Source organism: Streptomyces sp. TLI_55 (assembly GCF_900206255.1).
Classification (GTDB): Bacteria; Actinomycetota; Actinomycetes; order Streptomycetales; family Streptomycetaceae; genus Streptomyces; species Streptomyces aquilus.
On sequence record NZ_OAOJ01000001.1, the window covers coordinates 8,126,233 to 8,143,031 of the forward strand.

The following is a 16,799-nucleotide window of genomic DNA, read 5'->3' on the forward strand; positions in this document are numbered from 1 at the left end:
GCTTCCGTCGGCTGCATCTCAGTGGTAGCCGAGTTTGTTTTCCGCTGTATGTGGAGACCCCCACACCGGGGGAAATTCATCGGTGAGTTCTCGTTCCGTATCCTGGACACATGCAAGATCACACAGCCCTGCGCGGGGACTGCGGGAACTGCTTCGGACTGTGCTGCGTCGCCCTGCCGTTCACCGCCTCGACGGACTTCGCCGTCGACAAGCCGGCCGGCAAGCCCTGCGCCAACCTCCAGGACGACCACCGGTGCGGCATCCATGCCCGGCTGCGGCAGCAGGGCTTCACCGGCTGTACGGTCTACGACTGCTTCGGCGCCGGTCAGAAGGTCTCGCAGGTGACCTTCGGCGGCGCGGACTGGCGGACCGGCGGGCGTGAGCACGCGCGCCGCATGTTCGACGTCTTCCCGGTCGTGCGCCAGCTGCACGAACTGCTCTGGTATCTCACGGAGGCGCTCACCCTCCCCGCCGCCCGCCCGGTCCACGCCGACCTGCGCCGCATGCTGGAGCGGACGGAGGAACTCACCCTCCGGACCCCGGAGGAGCTGGGTGCGCTGGACGTGGGCGCGCACCGTCAGGAGGTCAACGTGCTCCTGCTGCGGACCAGCGAACTGGTCCGGGCCGGCACCCGAGGCAAGAAGAAGGACCGCCGGGGCGCGGACCTCATGGGCGCCCGCCTCCGCAACGCCGACCTGCGCGGCGCCAACCTCCGCGGCGCCTACCTCATCGCCGCCGACCTCACCGGCGCCGACCTGCGCGGCGCGGACCTGATCGGCGCCGACCTCCGCGACACCGACCTCACGGACGCGGACCTCACCGACGCCTTCTTCCTGACCCAGCCACAGGTGAACGCGGCACGGGGCAGCGCGGGCACCCGGTTGCCGTCGCCGGTCACGCGCCCGGGGCACTGGACGCGGGGCTGACCCGCGCCGGGTGACGGCGCCCTGCCGCCCGGCGCCAACGGACGCCGGGCGCCCGCCCCGGCCTCAGTCCGTCACCCCGTGCACCGGGTGACGGCGCCCTGCTGCCCGGCGCCGAGGGACGCTGGGCGCCCGCCTCGGCCTCGGTCCGTCACCCCGTGCACCGGGTGACGGCGCCCTGCTGCCCGGCGCCGAGGGACGCTGGGCGCCCGCCTCGGCCTCGGTCCGTCACCCCGTGCACCGGGTGACGGCGCCCTGCTGCCCGGCGCCGAGGGACGCTGGGCGCCCGCCTCGGCCTCGGTCCGTCACCCCGTGCACCGGGTGACGGCGCCCTGCTGCCCGGCGCCGAGGGACGCTGGGCGCCCGCCCCGGCCTCGGTCCGCCACCCCGTGCACCGGGTGACGGCGCCCTGCTGCCCGGCGCCGAGGGACGCTGGGCGCCCGCCCCGGCCTCAGTCCGCCACCCCGTGCACCGGGCACCGCGCCTCCGCCCCCGGCGCCACCTCCACCTCGACCGCAGCCTTCGAGACCACCCCAGTCTCCGAGGCCACCCCAGGCCCTGAAGCCGCCTCGGCCCCGGAGGTCGCCCCAGCCCCTGAGTCCGCCTCCGCCCCCAAACCGACCGCCACCCCCGCCCGTTGCCGTCGCTCCAACCCCAGCCGCAGCCCCTCCGGCATCAAGGTCAACCGCTCCGTCACCCGCAGCCGGTAGGCCGGGTCGGCGCGCAGGTCGTAGCGGCGTAGCAGCAGCCCCAGCACCAGCGTGGCCTCGTGCAGGGCGAACTGGCGGCCGATGCAGGCCCGGGCGCCCGTGCCGAACGGCTTGAAGGTGTGCGGGGCACGCTGCCGTACCGCCTTGGGGTCGAAGCGGTCCGGGTCGAACCGTTCCGCGTCCGCGCCCCACACCTCGGGGTCGCGGTGCAGCATCGGCGTGAGGACGAGCGTCCACGCGCCCCGCCGCATCGGGTGCTCCCCGGCCAGCACCGTGTCCTCGACGGCCTCCCGGGCGAAGGCGGGCGCAGTCGGCCACAGCCGCAGCGACTCGTCGAGGACCCGGCGGACGTAGCGGAGCCGGGCCACCTGGTCGTAGCCGGGTGACTCCGCGTCGCCCCACACCCGGTCCACCTCCGCGCGGGCGCGCGCCGCGACGTCCGGGTGGTGGGAGAGGTAGTGCAGGGCGAAGGACAGCGCGCCCGAGGTGGTCTCGTGCCCGGCCACCAGGAACGTGATCACCTGGCGCCGGACGTTCTCCGCGGACAGCCGCTCACCGGTCTCCGGGTGGGCGGTCTCCAGCATTCGGTCGAGGAGGTCCCCGTCGCCGCCGTCGGCCTTCCGGCGCTCCCGCACCAGGTCGTCGACCGTGCGGTTCAGATAGGCGATGTCGGCCTCGTTCCGCCGCCCCGCCCGGCGCAACAGCCCCGGCCACGGCACGGAGTTGAGCCGCTGGGCGTAGGACAGCGTGCCCACCATCGCGGTGATGAAGGGATGCGGGCGCGAGCGTTCGAAGGAGCCGAAGTCATGGCCGAAACCGGTCCGCGCGATCGTCTCCAGCGTCAGCTTGGTCATGTCGCCGGGCACGTCCACCGTGCGGCCCGCCGCCAGCTCCGCGTCCCAGTGGTCCGTGAGCTGCCCGGCCACGGCCAGCATCATCGGGTGGTAGCCCTCCATCGCCTCCCGGCTGAAGCCCGGCGTGAGGACGTCGTGCGCCAGCTGCCAGTTCGGCTCGTGGTTGTAGGCCGTGAACAGCCCGTCCCCGGCGACCGGCCGCAGATTGGCCACCCCGAGCCCCACGTGCTTCGCGAACCGCGTCTCGTCCGCGAGGTCGGCCGCCAGCTTGGCGCCCCAGACGAACACGAACTCCCGGTCGAAGGCCTTGCGCCGGTAGATCGGCCCCAGCTGACGGGCGTACTTGAGGGAGTCCTGGAGCGGGGTGCGCCGGTTCGCCCCCAGCACATCGCCGAGGAGGGGCAGCCGTCGCGGCGGATGCGGGATGCGGTGCAGCTCGGGCCAGCCCTGCTCGGCGCTGCGGAACCCCTTCGGCAGCGTCGCCTGGTTGCTCGTCTCCGCCATGACGCGATCTCCCTTGGTACGGGGGCGGGTTGGGGCGTGTTGTACGTGGGTTCAATAACGCGCTCAAGTCTGGTCCCGGCGTTGAACCGGCGTCAAGTGAGGGAACCGTGGTCGGGATAAGGTGCGGTCATGGCCGCCAACCAGGGGGAGCGCACCCGCCGCCGGCTCAGCACCGAGGAGCGCCGGGAGCAACTCCTCTCCGTCGGCGCGCGGCTGTTCTCGGAGAGCCCGTACGACGACGTGTGGATCGAGCGCGTCGCCGAGATCGCCGGTGTCTCGCGCGGGCTGCTCTACCACTACTTCCCGAACAAGCGGGATTTCTTCGCGGCGGTCGTCGAGCGCGAGAGCGGCCGGATGCTGCGGATGACCGCGGCGGTCCCCGGCGTCCCGGTGCGCGAACAACTGGCCGCGGGACTCGACACGTTCCTGGAGTACGTCGAGGCCCACGCGCATGGCTTCCGTGCCTTCCACCGGGCCGACGCGGCCGGGGACCAGGCCGTGCGCAAGGTCTATCAGCAGGCGCTGGCCGCGCAGGAGCGCCAGATCCTGGCGGCACTGGCCGCGGACCCCGAGTTCGGCGCCGGCTTCGAGGCGCGGCCCGAGACCACGCTTGCCGTGCGCGGCTGGCTGGCGTTCATCACGGCTGTCTGTCTGGAGTGGCTGAGGGGCTCGGAGTTGTCCCGGGAGCAGGTGCGTGACCTGTGTGCTCGCGCGCTGCTGGGCGTCCTCGGGGTCTGAACTTTCGCGAAGGGTCAGGGGTGGTGGTTGGCGTGCGCTCCGAACTCCGATAAGTTAGGCAAGGCTTACCTAAGGAGGTCTGGGATGGGTGCTGGGATCGGTGACAGCCACAGCTGGGCGGCCGCGCCTTCCGCGGCGGAGCGGGCGCGCTCGGTGCTCGCCACCGCGTGGTCGTGCGCCGTGACCGCGGACGGCGGTCGTGAGGAACTCGTCGGCGCGCACACGGTCGCCGAGGACGGCCGGGTGCACCTCGACGTCCCCGACGACAGCGCGCTGCTCGCGGCCGCGATCTGCGCACCGCGCGGAGAGCCGTCCGCCGTGCTGGAGTTCGCCGACGTCTCGCCCGTTCCCGTACGCAACCGTGTCCGGGCCCGGCTGTGGCTCGCCGGCTGGTTCGCCCCCGAGGACGACCGGCTGGCGTTCACCGCGACGCGGGTCGTCCTGCGGCAGCCGTCCGGCGCCGTCGTCGTCGGCCTCGACGAGTTCGCCGCCGCCACGCCCGACCCGCTGGCCGGCGCCGAGGCCCGGCTGCTGACGCATCTCGCCGACTGCCACGCCGACGCGGTCGAGCGCCTCACCCGGCTCGTCGAACCCGACAGCCTGCACGGCGCCGTCAAGGTCCGGCCCGTCGCGGTCGACCGGCACGGACTGACCCTGCGCATCGAGCGCGCCCGCGCCCACGGCGACGTACGCCTGCCCTTCCACCGGCCCGCCGACGACGTCGGACAGCTCACCGAGCGCATGCACGTCCTGCTCGGCCAGGCCGCCTCGGCCTCCTGCCCGCGGGCGCTACAGCGGCAGCGCACAGACGGCGACGGGTGACGCGAACGGCCTGCCCGCGAGCCGCAGCCGACCGCTGCCCGCGTCCACGCGGAACACGCTCACCGTGCCCGACCGCTGGTTCGCCGCGAACAGCAGGGTGCCGTCCGGGGACAGGGCGATCTGCCGCGGGAAGTCACCGGCCACCGGCACCGTGTCGAGCAGCCTGAGCCGGGCGCCGTCCGCCTCCACCGCGTAGCGCGTGAGGCTGTTGTGGCCCCGGTTGGCGAGGTAGGCGTACCGGCCGTCCGGCGTCACCACGAGCTGCGCCGGATAGCTGGTCCCCGAGCCGGTCCCCGTGGACTGCGCCCCGCCGATGGCGAGGTGCCCGGTCTCGGCGTCGTAGGCGCAGACGGCGACGGTGTTGTCGACCTCGTTGGCGAGGTACGCGTACCGGCCGCGGGGATGGAACGTGAGATGCCGCGGCCCGGCCCCCGGCCGGGTGTGGGCCTGCGCGACCTGGGTGAGCTGTCCGGTCCGCTCGTCGAGGCGGTACGTGTAGACCGTGTCCGTGCCCAGGTCGACGGCGAGGAGATGACCGCCGTCCGGGCTCGTGACGAACTGGTGGGCGTGCGGGCCCTCCTGCCCCGGCCCCGGCTTCGGCGTGGAGTGCGTGACGAGGTCGGCGCGCTCGCCGATCGCCCCCGAGGCGTCGAGGGGATGCACGGCCACACTGCCGTCCCCGTAGTTCGCGCTCAGCAGCCAGCGCCCGCCCGGATGCACCGACAGATGACAGGGCGCCCCGCCGCCGGTGCTCCGGCTGCCCAGCACCGTGCGGTCGGCGAGCCGTACGGCGGTCACGGCGCCCTTCTCGCGCTCGTTCACCGCGTACAGCGTGCGCCGGTCGGGGTGCAGGGCGAGATACGACGGGTCGCCGACGCCGGTGAGCGTGCCGCCCCGGGTCACCTCGCCGGTCTCGGTGTCGTACGTGGCGAAGGCGATGCCGGTGCCGCCGTCCTCGACGGAGGTGTAGGTGCCGAGGGCCAGGGGCCGCGGGCCGGACGGGGTGGGAGAGGGTGCCGTGTCGGCGGTGCTCGGGCCTGCCTCCGGTGCCACGGCCCGAGGGCTCCGGGCTGCCTCGGGCCCGGCGTCGTCGCACGAGGAAAGCACCGTCACCGTGGCCGCCCCCGCGAGCGCGCCGACGAACCGACGCCTGCTCCAGTCGCCCCTGCCCATGCACGCACCTCAGGTCGGTTGCTCGGTCACCGGCCACCATGACCCGGACGGCGTCCCGTACGCAAACACGCGCCTCTGCCAGTCACCTGGAACGCCTCGCGAGAGCTAGCCGGTTCCTGCGTACGCTCTCCTGGAACCTGGTCAGCCGCGGCAGTCGCTCGCGCTGCTCCTGGGAGGTGCGGTCCAGCTCCTCCAGCAGCCGGCGCGAGCGGTGCTCGGTGTCCAGCTCGTCGAGGATGCGGTTCACCTCGGTCAGCACCGCCCCGTGCAGCTGCCACTGGCGGGCGTCGCGCTGCACCTCCTCCAGGAGCAGCTGGGCGAGCTTGTCGCGGGTGGCCGCGGCCTGCCGCAGCTCGGAGGTGAGCCGCTCCTCGGCCGACTCGGCGCTCTGGCTGACATGGGCGGTGACCAGCACCGCGAAGCTGACGATGGCGTCCGCGATCTCGGACAGCAGCTGGTCCACGGCGGCGCCCGACTGCGCGCCGAACAGCGGCTCGGGGTCGCGTTCCTTGGCGAGGTCGGCGAAGGTGCGGGCGAGCACCCGCAGCACGACCGTGCAGATCTCCAGCGTGTCCAGACCGGTGCGCAGCACCACCCGGTGCAGCAGCCCCTCACGGACGCGCGGATTGAGCCGCAGGCTGTCCTCGGCCTGCCGCAGGGCGGCGTCCACCTCGACGATGTCGTGGTCGAGCCGGCGTGCCTCGTGCAGCCGCTCCCGCGCGCGCTCCACGGGCGTGCGGCTCGCGGCCTCCTCGCCCATGCGCAGCATCAACTGCCGTACCCGGCGGGCCAGCCCCTCGATCGACTCGCCCGCCTCGTCCACCCACACCGGCGGCGCGAACAGCAGGTTGAAGCCGAGGCCGACGACCGCCCCGATCAGCGTCTCCAGCACCCGCGCCCACGCGGTGTCCCCGACCGTCGTCACCCCGAGGACCAGCATCGCGCTGATCGCCACCTCGGGCACGTACTCGTCGACCTTCACCAGATGCCCCACCCCCAGCGAGGCCAGGATCAGCAGTGCGAGGCTCCACCAGGTCAGTCCGACCAGCAGGCTGAAGGCGATGGCGACCAGCACGCCGGCCACCACGGAGTTGACCCGGCGGATGCCGTTGGTGAGGGTCGCGTAGAGGGTTACCTGGACGACCAGCAGCGCGGTCAGGGGCGCGGTGAGCGGGGCCGGCTCCGGGCTCAGGTGCAGCGCGATGACGTACGCGATCGTCGCCGCGGCCGCGGACCGCAGCGCATGGACGACCGCGGGGTCCCTGTGTCGCTTCGCGGAGCGCACCAGGGACGTCATCCACTCACGTACATCCAGCATCCTCAGGCTGTTCCTCTTCCACATGTGCGGAGGCGTACCCATTGCGGACCGTAACTGTCCGCAAGGCTGCCTAGATTGTTGGCAACAGCAGGTCGGCGGCAAGAGGGGAGACCAGTGATGGCGGACACCCGAGGGTTCGAGGTTCTCACAGGTGCGCACGACTATCTCCGCGAGGTGGTCGCGGGGGTGCCGGCGGGGGCCTGGGGAGCGGCGACGCCGTGCAGCGAGTGGACGGCACGCCAGGTGTTCAACCACGCGCGGATCGACCAGCAGGGCTACGGTCTCGCGATCACCGGCGGGCGCCCCGACTCCGACCCCTTCCACCCCGAGGACGCCCTCGCCGCGGACCCGTCGGCGCAGCTCGACGAGGTGCTGCGGGCGGTGGCGGCCGCGTACGCGGGGCTGCCCGCGGACAGCGAGGCGGTGCCCACGCCCCTCGGCCCGCTGTCCCTGCCGTTCGCCGCCGCGGCGGCCGCGATGGACGCGGCCGTGCACGCCTGGGACATCGCCGTCGGGACGGGCCAGGACCTACCGCTCACGGAGGAGCTGGCCGAGGGCATCCGGCCGCTCGCGGACCGCCTCGTGGACCATCTCCGCGACTCCTACCAGGTGTTCGCCCCCGCCCGGCAGGTGCCGGCCGGCGCCGGCCGGGCCGAGTCGCTGCTCGCCTTCCTCGGCCGCGACCCGCACTGGAAGCCCTGAACCCTGAGGTCAGGCGCTGCCCACGGCCCGGCTGCGGGACCGGTAACCGGCGATCTTCGCGAGGTTGCCGCACCGCTCCATCGAGCACCAACGCCGCCGCCGGGCCTGGGAGTCGTCGAGGAACAGCAGGGAACACTCCGGGTTCTCGCACTCCTTGACCCGCGCCATCGACGGCCCGCTCGCCAGCAGTACGGCGTCCCGCGCGACGGTGGCCAGGGCCGCCCGCGCGGGATGCCTCGCCGTCCAGCGCACCGCGCCCCACTGGGGTGCCAGATCCGGGCGCGCCGCGGTGGCGTTGATCAGCTCCACGTCGGCCGGGTCCGGCGTCTCACCTGCCATGGCGGCCCGCACAAAGCGATGGACGGCCTCGCGCAGCAGCCGTGCGTCCGCGAGTTCCCGCGCGGTCACCCGCACCGGCTCCTCGCCCGCGGCCAGCTCCGCCTGGGTCAGCCAGCGCGCCAGGGCGGCGGTGTCGGGGAGCCGCTCCTTGGGCGTGGCGTGCCGTTTGCCGAGCGTGGCGACGAAGTTCAGGCAGGGGCGCCCCCCGATGAACGGGAACAAGAGATCGGGGTCGGGGCTGGTCGCGGTCACGACATCGAGCCTACCCGCCACGGGCCAGACCTTGACACCCCTTGAACCAGTGTCGCAAGGTGACACCTGTTCAAGTGGTGTCAACGGCGTGGGAAAGCGGGTGGGGTATGCGTGCGGTGCGGATCGACGAGTTCGGCGGGCCCGAGGTGCTGGTCGAGGTCGAGGTGCCGGATCCGGTGCCGGGGCCGGGGGAGGTGCTCGTACGGGTCGCGGCGGCCGGAGTGAACCGCGCCGACGCCCTCCTCAGGCGCGGTGTCTACCACCGCGCCGGCAAGCCCCCGCTGATCCCGGGGGCCGAGGCGTCCGGTGTGATCGCCGAGTTGGGGGAGGGGGTGGAGGGGCTCGCGGTCGGGCAGCGGGTCGTCGCCCTGGACGGGGGGAAGTCCCCCGGTTTCTATGCCGAGTTGGCGGTGGTGCCCGCCACCCAGGTGGCCGTGCTGCCCGAGGGTGTGGGCCTGGTCGAGGCGGCCACCTTGCCCATCGCGTGGCTCTCCGCCTGGTACTGCGTACGGCACCTCGCCCGGGTCGGCAAGGGCGACACCGTGGTGGTGAAGGCCGCGGCGAGCGGGGTCGGCACCGCGGCCGTGCAGATCGCCGCCGACGCCGGGGCACGCGTGATCGCGCTCGCCGGATCGGCCGAGAAGGCCGCCTGGGCGGGGGAGTTCGGGGCGGACGCCACGCTCGACACCTCCGCGCACCCCGGTGACGCCGAGGTCGAGGAGGTGCTGCGGCTGACGGACGGGCGCGGCGCCGAGGTCGTCCTCGACACCGTCGGGGGCGCGGCCTTCGGTCGGAGTCTGCGCCAGGTCGCGCAGGGCGGCCGGGTCGTCGCTCTCGCCAACGTGGCGCTGGAGCCGAGCACGATCGACACCCGCGACTTCTACCCGAAGAACGTGACGATCCACGGCTTCCAGCTCACCAACCGGCAGCTCCAGGGCTACGACCCCCGGGCCGACCTGCGGGAACTGGCCGACCGGGTCGCCGCGGGCGTCTATCGCGTGCCGGTCGAGACGGTGCTGCCGCTCGCGCAGGCGCGCACCGCGCACGAGCGGCTGGAGAACAGGGCGAACCGCGGCAAGATCGTGCTGGCCGTGGGTGCCCTGGACTGAATCAGGCGTCCAGTTTGTCGAGGAAGGCGGACAGATTGCCCCTGGCCCGGGCGATCTGATCGTCAAGCGTCAGGCTCTCCTCGATCCGCAGGGTGCTCTGCGGCGACAGCTTGCCGCGCACGTAGAGCGAACAGGCCAGGTCGGAGCACATGTACAGACCGACCGAGTTGCCCTCGCGCCCGGCCGCGCCCGCCTTGCGGGCGGTCATCAGCGCGACGCCGCCGCCCGGGTGGGTCGTCAGGCACAGCGAGCACATGCTGCGGTGCAGAAAGCCGCGGTGCGCGGACGCGAGTCGCATGCTCAGGCCGACGGGGCGCCCGCGCCGCTCGGTGACCAGATAGCTGCGGTCCGGCGCTCCGGGATCTCGCCAGCCGAGGAAGTCCAGGTCGTCCCAAGGGCGTTCGTCGAGATCGCGGGGCACGGTCAGGCGCTTGGCCTCTCCTTTGGAGCAATTGACGAAAGCATTGCGGATGTCGGCCTCGGTCAGTGATCTCATGGAAGAGCCTCCTTGGGATTCTTGCTCCAGCTGAAACAAGTGGGCGAATTACCTAGTGTCCCTAGGTTCTGCCAGGGTAGTCGACCCCACCGAGGAGGAGCCAGTGAATTTCGAGGGCGTCCGGTCACCGCGGGCCCGGGCGGCGCTGCGGCACGTGGCGGCACGGTCGTCGGGGTCGGCCGTCGCCCCCGACGTGCGCATCACGCTGAACTTCCACCCGGACCGGCTGACCGGCGGGCTGCCCATTTTGGAGGCGCTGCTGCGGGACGGCGCCTACCACTCCCAGTTCGTGACGGGCACGAGCAACGGCGGCCTGACCGCGCACCCCGGCGGCGACCGCTGGCGCTGGGAGAGCCGCATCTTCGGCGGTGCCTACGACGAGGCCGCCCCGCACGACCGGCCTGTGTACGGCGCGCTGAACTTCCGTCGGCAGATCGTCGGCGCGGCTCCGAGGTTCGGCTCCTCGCACTTCCGGCTGACCTCCGCCGCGCTGCCCCGGGCCACCTTCTGCTACCCCGACAGCGCCGCCGAGCCCGCCCACTTCGGCGTGGCCGCCGGGATGTCCCTGATCGCCCTGGCCGAGGCGGACGACCAGGACGCCCTCAACGACTACATCGAGGCCCAGATCCACGACGGCGTCAGCCTCGCCGGGGACGTGGAGGCGCTCGTGCTGGACGCCTGCTACCGCGGCACGGCCGTCGAGGCGGCGGCCCGGCTGCTGCCCTGCCCCGTGGAGTGGCACCCCGGATACCGGCTGAGCGTGCCGGAACTGCGCCTGCACGCGGACTACCGGGGCGAGGAGTACACCGAACTGGGCGCCCGGATCGCCGAGGACGGCCACATCGACCCGAGGGTCCTCGGCGACGCCGCCCGCACCGGCCGCCACGACCTCCAGGACCTGAAGATGATCTGGCACACCCTCGCCCGCTACGGCGCCCCGGTCGGCGACTCCGATCGCGGCACGGAGACCCCCGTCATAGTTCACATCGTGAATTAAGAGGGTGGGGAAAGTCGCCTTCCATGCCCCCGCAGCGGTATGTTGCAGGTCGGACAGGGGTCGGAGGGGAGCCACATGGCGGGGCGGAACGGGCGCACGGTACGCGATCTGAGGCGGGCCAACCGGACAGCCGTGCTGCAACGGCTCTACTTCGACGGACCCCTCAGCCGCTTCGAACTCGGCCCGGCGACCGGCCTCAGCTCCGGCTCGGTCAGCAACGTCGTCGCCGATCTCGTCGCCGACGGCCTGCTGGAGGAGGCCGGCAGCGTCGACTCCGACGGCGGCCGCCCCCGCACCCTGCTGCGCGTGGCCCCCGGCAGCGGCCACATGATCGGCGTCGACGTCGGCGAGACCCGGGTCCGCGTCGAGCTGTTCGACCTGACCCTCACCGAACTGGCCCGCGCCGAACGGCCGTTGACCCAGCAGCGCTACGACGTCGAGGTCATCGTCGGCCACATCCGCGACGGTGTCGCCGAGGTCCTCGCCGACGCGGACATCGCCCCCGAACAGCTCCTCGGCGTCGGCATCGGTGTCCCCGGCATCGTGGAGCGCACCCCGGAGCGCGGAGCCGTGGTCCACGGCCAGACCATCGGCTGGGACGCGGTCCCGCTGGAGGCCCTGCTCCGCTCGACCTCCCGACTCCCCGACACCGTCCGGTACTTCATCGACAACGGCGCCAAGACCCTCGGCCAGGCCGAGATGTGGTTCGGCGGCGGACGCGGCGCGCACAACGCGGTCGTCGTCCTCTTCGGCTCCGGCGTCGGCGCCTGCCTGGTCACGCCCGAGGTGGAGAACGGCCGGGCGGTCGAGTGGGGGCATCTGACCGTACGGGTGCGGGGCCGCCGCTGCCGGTGCGGCGCACTCGGCTGCCTGGAGGCGTACGCGGGCGCCGAGTCGCTGCTCGACCGCTGGCGCGAGGAGGGCGGCCGGCCTCCCGAGGGCACCGACGAGGAGACGGCGCTGACCGCGATGCTCGCCGCTGCCTACCCGGCCGACGACAGCGCCGCCGACCCGGTCGCGCTGGCCGTGCTGGAGGAGACCGCCGAGTACCTGGGCGCGGGCCTGTCCGATCTGATCAACCTCTTCCAGCCCGAGCGCATCCTCATCGGCGGCTGGGCGGGCCTCCAGCTGGGCACCCGCTTCCTGCCCGCCGTACGCCGCCACGCGGCCTCGTACGCCCTGCGGCACCCGGCCGAGAAGGTCACCATCGACCTCGGCCGGCTCGGCCCCGACGCGGTCACCGTCGGCGCCGCGATCCTGCCGCTCGCCGACTTCTTCGCCCGCGGCGGCCGCCGTCCCGAACCCGCTCCCGAGGGCCCGCACCCCGCCTGGCGTACGGCCCTGGAGGAGCGGACCCCGCACTGAGGGCCCACATGGCGGCCGGTCAGCGGGTTTCACCGGCGACCGGCGGAGGTACTCGCGTGTCTTCCGTACGACGCGAAGGGAGGACGCCGTGGCCGACAAGCACCGCCCAGGACCGGACGGCGAACCCGTCCCGAGGGACCTGCCGGACCAGCAGGCCGGACAGGGCGAGGACCGCTGGGACGCGACCCCCGAACCGCCCGACGAGAACGGCGAACCCGCCACCGACGTACCCGACACGGACGAGGCGGGCACGGGCCGCCAGGGCGCGCCCCACTCCGCCACCGTGCACCCCGAGCATCCGGAACCACAGGAGCCCACCGGCTGACGGAAGCCGTCCCGTCGACGGCGCGGGGCCGGTGACAGGCTCAAAGGTCAGCCTGTCACCCGGCCCCGCATCAGCTCGCCTTCCGCCCCCGCATCGGCTCCGTGCCCGTCCCGGCCCCCTGCTGGAGCCCCATCAGGAACTCCTCCAGTACCTCGGTCGCCGTGTGGTCCGGGCGCCAGCGCAGTTCTGTGCGGGCGCGGGTGCAGTCCATCAGGGGCAGGCGCAGGACCGCGTCGAAGAGGTGCGGGGAGGCGGGCAGCAGATGGAGGCCCCAGGCCGCGGCGATCGCCGAGCGGGCCGCGGTGCGAGGGAGGCGGACCGGCCGGGCGCCGAGCAACTCGCCCAGCAGGTCGGCATCCACCAGCGGCTCCGCCGCCAGGTTGAAGGCGCCGCGGGCCTCCGAGCGCAGGGCGAGCCGGTACGCCTTGGCCGCGTCGTCCGTGTGCAGGGCCTGCACCCGCAGGCCCGGGATGTCCGGCAGGAACGGCAGCAGCTCCGGGCGGACCAGCGGCCCGGGCAGGAAACGGCCGCCGAAGATACGGCGCTGCTCGCTCGCCGACTCCCGCTTGAACAGGAACGCCGGCCGCATCCGTACCACCCGCACCTCCGGGTGGTCGCGCTCGAACGTGTCCAGGGCCCGCTCCAGATAGGCCTTCTCCCGGCAGTACGCGGCGTCCGGCCAGCCGTGCGTCGGCCACGACTCGTCCACGGCCTCGTCCTTCGGACCCGGCGAGTACGCGCCCACCGACGACGTGTGCACCAGCGTCGGCACCTTGGCCGCGGCCACCGCCTCGAACACCCGGATGGACCCGAGGACGTTGGTGCGCCAGGTCACGGCCGGATCATGCGTCGGCTGGAACGCCCAGGCCAGATGCACCACGGCGGACGCACCGGTGAACTCCGCCGCCAGATCCGTCTCCTCGGAGGACAGGTCCACCGTGACCCAGTCCGTCTTCGGCGGCGACCACTCGGGGGCCCGGCGCGCCAGCCCCACCACGGAACCGACGTCCGGATCCTCCGACAGGAGCCGCACCACGCTGGTGCCGACATTGCCGGTGGCGCCCGTGACGACGATCCTGCTGCCCGTTGTGCTGCTCACCTTCGGCTCCTCTCGGGCCTGCGCTGCGGGGGAGCACCCGAGTACCCGGGCGGCCGCACCCGACGCGCCCATGCGCACACAGCATGCTTCATACGGTGGACGCATGAGGCCGGGTAGGGTTGGCGGGGTGGGACTGTCCTTGGGAGAACGGGTGAGGTCGTCGGTGGCCGCGTTGATGCACGCGACGGGTGAGTCACAGGCGGACGTCGCCGTCGCGCTCGGCGTGAGCCAGGCGCAGGTGAGCCGCCGCCAGTCCGGCAGCGCCGCCTGGAGCCTGGCCGACTGCGACGCGCTCGCCGCGCACTTCGGCATCGACGTCCTCGACCTCCTCGCCGGACCCACCCGGGCCTGCGAGACCCTGCCCGTACGCAAGCGCCGCTCCGGTGGCCCGAGGGCGGTGGCCCGATGACGGACTTCGACGCGATCGACGCCCTCCTGGCCGGCGCCCGCCAGGAAGTGCCGCTGCCGCCGGTCGACGTACGGCGCGCCCTGCGCGAAGGCCTCAACCTCTCCCGCGCCCAGGTGGCCCAGGCCCTCGGGGTGAGCCCCTCGACCGTCGGCGGCTGGGAGACGGGGCGGGACCCGAGCGGGGAGGTGCGGGAGAAGTACGCGTACTTCCTGGAGGGCGCCCAGGCCAAGCTGGCGGACCCGGCGGAGGAGGAGAAGGCTGCCGAGGAGGACGTAGAGCCCGCGACCGATGAGGTTGAGACGGGCGAGACCGACGAGGTCGAGGCCCTCGCCGTGCCGCAGCCCTGCGTTCTGTGCGGGGCCCCGGCCCACCACCAGGTCGCCGGATTCCCGCAGCACCTCGACCCGGCCGACTGCGGTACGACGACACCGGCGGCGCCGGCTCCGGAACCCGAGCCGGAGAAAGACCCCGCTCAAGCCACCAAGCCCGTCCGCGTCGTCCCCGTAGGACGCCGTATGCAGGCCGCCGCCTCCCAGGAGCCCGACCTCATCGCCTCCGCGGTCGCCGGCGCCCTCGCCAAGCACGGCGGGGACCTGGAGGCCGCGACCGCGGCGCTGGTGAAGAAGGCGATCCCGGACGCCATGGCGCTGCTGGACGAGACCCGCAAGGGCGGCCGGTACGACGTGGTCGCGCACCCCTGGATCCCGGACATCCTGCGCAAGCAGACCGCCCGGGGCGCCGACCGCATCTGGGAGGCCCGTCCCAAGTGGGCCCGCACCGAACTCCCGCCGGGCCTGCACGAGGTGACCGCGCTCGACATCAACGGCGCGTATCTGTCGGCGCTCAAGACCCATCTGCCGATCGGTCAGTTGGAGCACTCCACCGGCTTCGACCACGACCGCCGCCGCGCGGGCGTCCATCTGATCACCCCGCCGGCCTGGGACCACGAGGCCGAGCTGCCGAACCCGATCGGCAACCGCGACGAGCCGGGCCCGCTCTGGGTCACCGAACCGACCTTGCGGCTGCTGCTGCGCCTGTCGGGGCCGAAGTACGGGCTGTGCGACCCGCCGGAGATCCACGAGTCGTTCACCTCGGGTGCCACCGAGGGGCTGCTGGAGAAGTTCCGGGTCGCGCTGAAGGAGGCCCGGGACCGGGCGATCGCCGAGGGCGACGACGTGACGCTGGAGTACGTGAAGGCGATGTACTCCAAGTTCGTCTCCACCATGGGGGAGTCGAACTACAACCGGGAGCTGTACCGCCCCGACTGGATGCACCTCATCCGCTCGCAGGCGTTCGCCAACCTCTGGATGAAGGCGTTCAAGGCCCACGAGGAGGGCCTCACGGTCGTCCGCGCCATGGGCACCGACGAGCTGCATGTCATCGGTGACTGGCGGCGGGTCTTCCCGGAGGGCCGCGGGGTCTCCGAGGTGAAGGTCAAGGACACGTACACCGTCGGCGGGGAACCCGACCCCGCGGCCGCGGGAGAGGACGACTGAGGTCGTCTAGAAGGCGTTCACGCCCGTCAGCTCCGCCGACAGCTCCCACAGGCGCGCCGCCTGCTCCGGGTCGGTCGCCCAGGCCTTGACGCCGCCGCTCACATCGCCGTCGACGGCGGGCTCGGCGATGTCGCAGTCCTCCAGGTAGACGCCGCCCATGCCGTCCAGCTGCGGCGACGTCGCCGCCCACACCTGGGTGGCCGCGCCCTGCTCCGGGGTCTTGAAGGCGCCGGGGTTGACGATGTTGCCGTCCTCGTCCATCCAGCCGCGCTCGATCATCTCCTCCTGGGGGATGTGGCGCTGCAGCGGGGTGTGGATGCCGCCCGGGTGGAGGGCGAAGGCGCGCACGCCCTGGTCGGCGGCGAGCTTGTCGAGGTGGACGGCGAACAGGACGTTCGCGGTCTTCGCCTGGCCGTACGCCTCCCACTTGTCGTAGCCCTGCCGCCAGTGGACGTCGTCCCAGCGCATCCCGGAGAAGTGGTGGGCGCGCGAGGACACCGAGACCACGCGGGCGCCGCCGGGCGCGATCGCCGGCCACAGCCGGTTGACGAGGGCGAAGTGACCGAGGTGGTTGGTGGCGAACTGGGCTTCCCAGCCGGGGCCGACCCGGGTCTCGGGGCAGGCCATGATCCCGGCGTTGTCGATCATCAGGTCGATGGTGCGGCCGGAGGCGAGGAAGCGCTCGGCGAAGGCGCGGACGCTGTCCAGGTCGCCGAGGTCGAGGGTGTCCACCTCGACGCCCTCGATGCCCGTCAGCGCCTCACGGGCGGTGTCGGGGCGGCGGGCCGGGACGACCACGCGGGCGCCCGCCTTGGTGAGCGCACGGGTGGTCTCCAGGCCGAGTCCCGAGTAGCCGCCGGTGACGACGGCGAGCTTCCCGGTCAGGTCGATGCCGGCGAGGACGTCGTCGGCCGTGCTGTGGGCGTCGTATCCCGAACCGATCTTGTGCTGTGCAGTGCTCATGCTCGGAACGCTACGAATTGGAGTGCGCTCGAAGTCAAGCGCGGGTCCGGCGAGCCGCTCAGCGGCCCGGGTAAGAGAAAGCCCCGACCGGACGGGGGAATCACGGTCGGGGCGGTCCTGTGGTGGGCACGGACGGCGGTCGCCTCTCGGCGAAAGGCTCCACAGGGCTTCAGCCGAACGATCGTCCCTGTGGGCAAAAGGTGAG

Annotated in this window: 17 protein-coding genes; 10 read left to right on the top strand and 7 right to left on the bottom strand. The window is 73.1% G+C overall.

Going from position 1 to position 16,799, the window contains the following annotated elements; genetic code table 11:
• Positions 1 to 110 precede the first annotated feature (110 nt).
• Positions 111 to 926: a pentapeptide repeat-containing protein gene (locus CRP56_RS37200; protein ID WP_097271654.1), complete on the top strand. Its 816-nt coding sequence runs from the start codon at positions 111 to 113 to the stop codon at positions 924 to 926.
• A 448-nt stretch (positions 927 to 1,374) separates the two neighbouring features.
• Here the strand turns inward: CRP56_RS37200 and CRP56_RS37205 are convergent, their stop codons facing one another.
• Positions 1,375 to 2,991 (bottom strand): cytochrome P450, encoded by a 1,617-nt coding sequence (locus CRP56_RS37205; protein ID WP_097271656.1) that lies wholly within the window; start codon positions 2,989 to 2,991, stop codon positions 1,375 to 1,377.
• A 129-nt stretch (positions 2,992 to 3,120) separates the two neighbouring features.
• On the opposite strand from CRP56_RS37205, the gene CRP56_RS37210 reads away from it, so the two are divergent.
• Together CRP56_RS37210 and CRP56_RS37215 are read left to right on the top strand one after the other, a co-directional pair.
• The gene (locus CRP56_RS37210) at positions 3,121 to 3,729 is read left to right on the top strand and encodes a TetR/AcrR family transcriptional regulator (protein ID WP_097271658.1); all 609 of its coding nucleotides are present in this window, start codon (positions 3,121 to 3,123) and stop codon (positions 3,727 to 3,729) included.
• Positions 3,730 to 3,825: 96 nt separating this feature from the next.
• Positions 3,826 to 4,551 carry a DUF2470 domain-containing protein gene (locus CRP56_RS37215; RefSeq protein ID WP_097274822.1) on the top strand — a complete coding sequence of 242 codons (726 nt, stop codon included), beginning with the start codon at positions 3,826 to 3,828 and terminating at the stop codon, positions 4,549 to 4,551.
• Here the strand turns inward: CRP56_RS37215 and CRP56_RS37220 are convergent.
• Positions 4,519 to 5,724: a lactonase family protein gene (locus CRP56_RS37220; RefSeq protein WP_097271660.1), complete on the bottom strand. Its 1,206-nt coding sequence runs from the start codon at positions 5,722 to 5,724 to the stop codon at positions 4,519 to 4,521. The genes CRP56_RS37215 and CRP56_RS37220 overlap by 33 nt on opposite strands.
• Positions 5,725 to 5,806: 82 nt before the next feature.
• The gene (locus tag CRP56_RS37225; RefSeq protein WP_097271662.1) at positions 5,807 to 7,042 is read right to left on the bottom strand and encodes an FUSC family protein; all 1,236 of its coding nucleotides are present in this window, start codon (positions 7,040 to 7,042) and stop codon (positions 5,807 to 5,809) included.
• 117 nt (positions 7,043 to 7,159) lie between these two features.
• Here CRP56_RS37225 and CRP56_RS37230 point away from each other — a divergent pair, with 117 nt between their 5' ends.
• On the top strand, positions 7,160 to 7,744 hold the full coding sequence (locus CRP56_RS37230) for a TIGR03086 family metal-binding protein (protein ID WP_097271664.1): 585 nt from the start codon (positions 7,160 to 7,162) through the stop codon (positions 7,742 to 7,744).
• Between the two features lie 9 nt (positions 7,745 to 7,753).
• Here the strand turns inward: CRP56_RS37230 and CRP56_RS37235 are convergent, their stop codons facing one another.
• Positions 7,754 to 8,335, bottom strand: a complete 582-nt coding sequence (locus CRP56_RS37235) for a CGNR zinc finger domain-containing protein (protein ID WP_097271666.1) — start codon at positions 8,333 to 8,335, stop codon at positions 7,754 to 7,756.
• A gap of 107 nt (positions 8,336 to 8,442) precedes the next feature.
• Between CRP56_RS37235 and CRP56_RS37240 the strand changes: the two genes are divergently transcribed.
• Positions 8,443 to 9,444, top strand: a complete 1,002-nt coding sequence (locus CRP56_RS37240) for a quinone oxidoreductase family protein (RefSeq protein ID WP_097271668.1) — start codon at positions 8,443 to 8,445, stop codon at positions 9,442 to 9,444.
• A gap of 1 nt (position 9,445) precedes the next feature.
• Here CRP56_RS37240 and CRP56_RS37245 read toward each other — a convergent pair whose 3' ends face one another.
• Entirely contained in the window at positions 9,446 to 9,940 is a 495-nt protein-coding gene (locus CRP56_RS37245) for an FBP domain-containing protein (protein WP_097271670.1), read from the bottom strand.
• Between the two features lie 103 nt (positions 9,941 to 10,043).
• Here CRP56_RS37245 and CRP56_RS37250 point away from each other — a divergent pair, with 103 nt between their 5' ends.
• The 3 genes from CRP56_RS37250 (at position 10,044) to CRP56_RS37260 (ending at position 12,627) form a co-directional block, all read left to right on the top strand.
• A complete protein-coding gene (locus CRP56_RS37250) occupies positions 10,044 to 10,937 on the top strand; it encodes a DUF3626 domain-containing protein (RefSeq protein WP_097271671.1) in 894 nt (297 codons plus the stop codon).
• A gap of 75 nt (positions 10,938 to 11,012) precedes the next feature.
• Positions 11,013 to 12,302, top strand: a complete 1,290-nt coding sequence (locus CRP56_RS37255) for an ROK family transcriptional regulator (RefSeq protein WP_097271672.1) — start codon at positions 11,013 to 11,015, stop codon at positions 12,300 to 12,302.
• Positions 12,303 to 12,390: 88 nt separating this feature from the next.
• Positions 12,391 to 12,627 carry a hypothetical protein gene (locus CRP56_RS37260; RefSeq protein ID WP_097271674.1) on the top strand — a complete coding sequence of 79 codons (237 nt, stop codon included), beginning with the start codon at positions 12,391 to 12,393 and terminating at the stop codon, positions 12,625 to 12,627.
• Between the two features lie 70 nt (positions 12,628 to 12,697).
• On the opposite strand, the gene CRP56_RS37265 is transcribed toward CRP56_RS37260, so the two are convergent.
• Entirely contained in the window at positions 12,698 to 13,726 is a 1,029-nt protein-coding gene (locus tag CRP56_RS37265) for an SDR family oxidoreductase (protein ID WP_097271676.1), read from the bottom strand.
• 103 nt (positions 13,727 to 13,829) lie between these two features.
• Here CRP56_RS37265 and CRP56_RS37270 point away from each other — a divergent pair, with 103 nt between their 5' ends.
• Entirely contained in the window at positions 13,830 to 14,135 is a 306-nt protein-coding gene (locus CRP56_RS37270; protein ID WP_079083292.1) for a helix-turn-helix domain-containing protein, read from the top strand.
• The gene (locus CRP56_RS37275) at positions 14,132 to 15,631 is read left to right on the top strand and encodes a helix-turn-helix domain-containing protein (protein ID WP_097271678.1); all 1,500 of its coding nucleotides are present in this window, start codon (positions 14,132 to 14,134) and stop codon (positions 15,629 to 15,631) included. Before CRP56_RS37270 ends, CRP56_RS37275 begins: the two co-directional genes overlap by 4 nt.
• Before the next feature lie 6 nt (positions 15,632 to 15,637).
• Here CRP56_RS37275 and CRP56_RS37280 read toward each other — a convergent pair whose 3' ends face one another.
• A complete protein-coding gene (locus CRP56_RS37280) occupies positions 15,638 to 16,594 on the bottom strand; it encodes an SDR family NAD(P)-dependent oxidoreductase (RefSeq protein WP_097271680.1) in 957 nt (318 codons plus the stop codon).
• Positions 16,595 to 16,799: the final 205 nt, after the last annotated feature.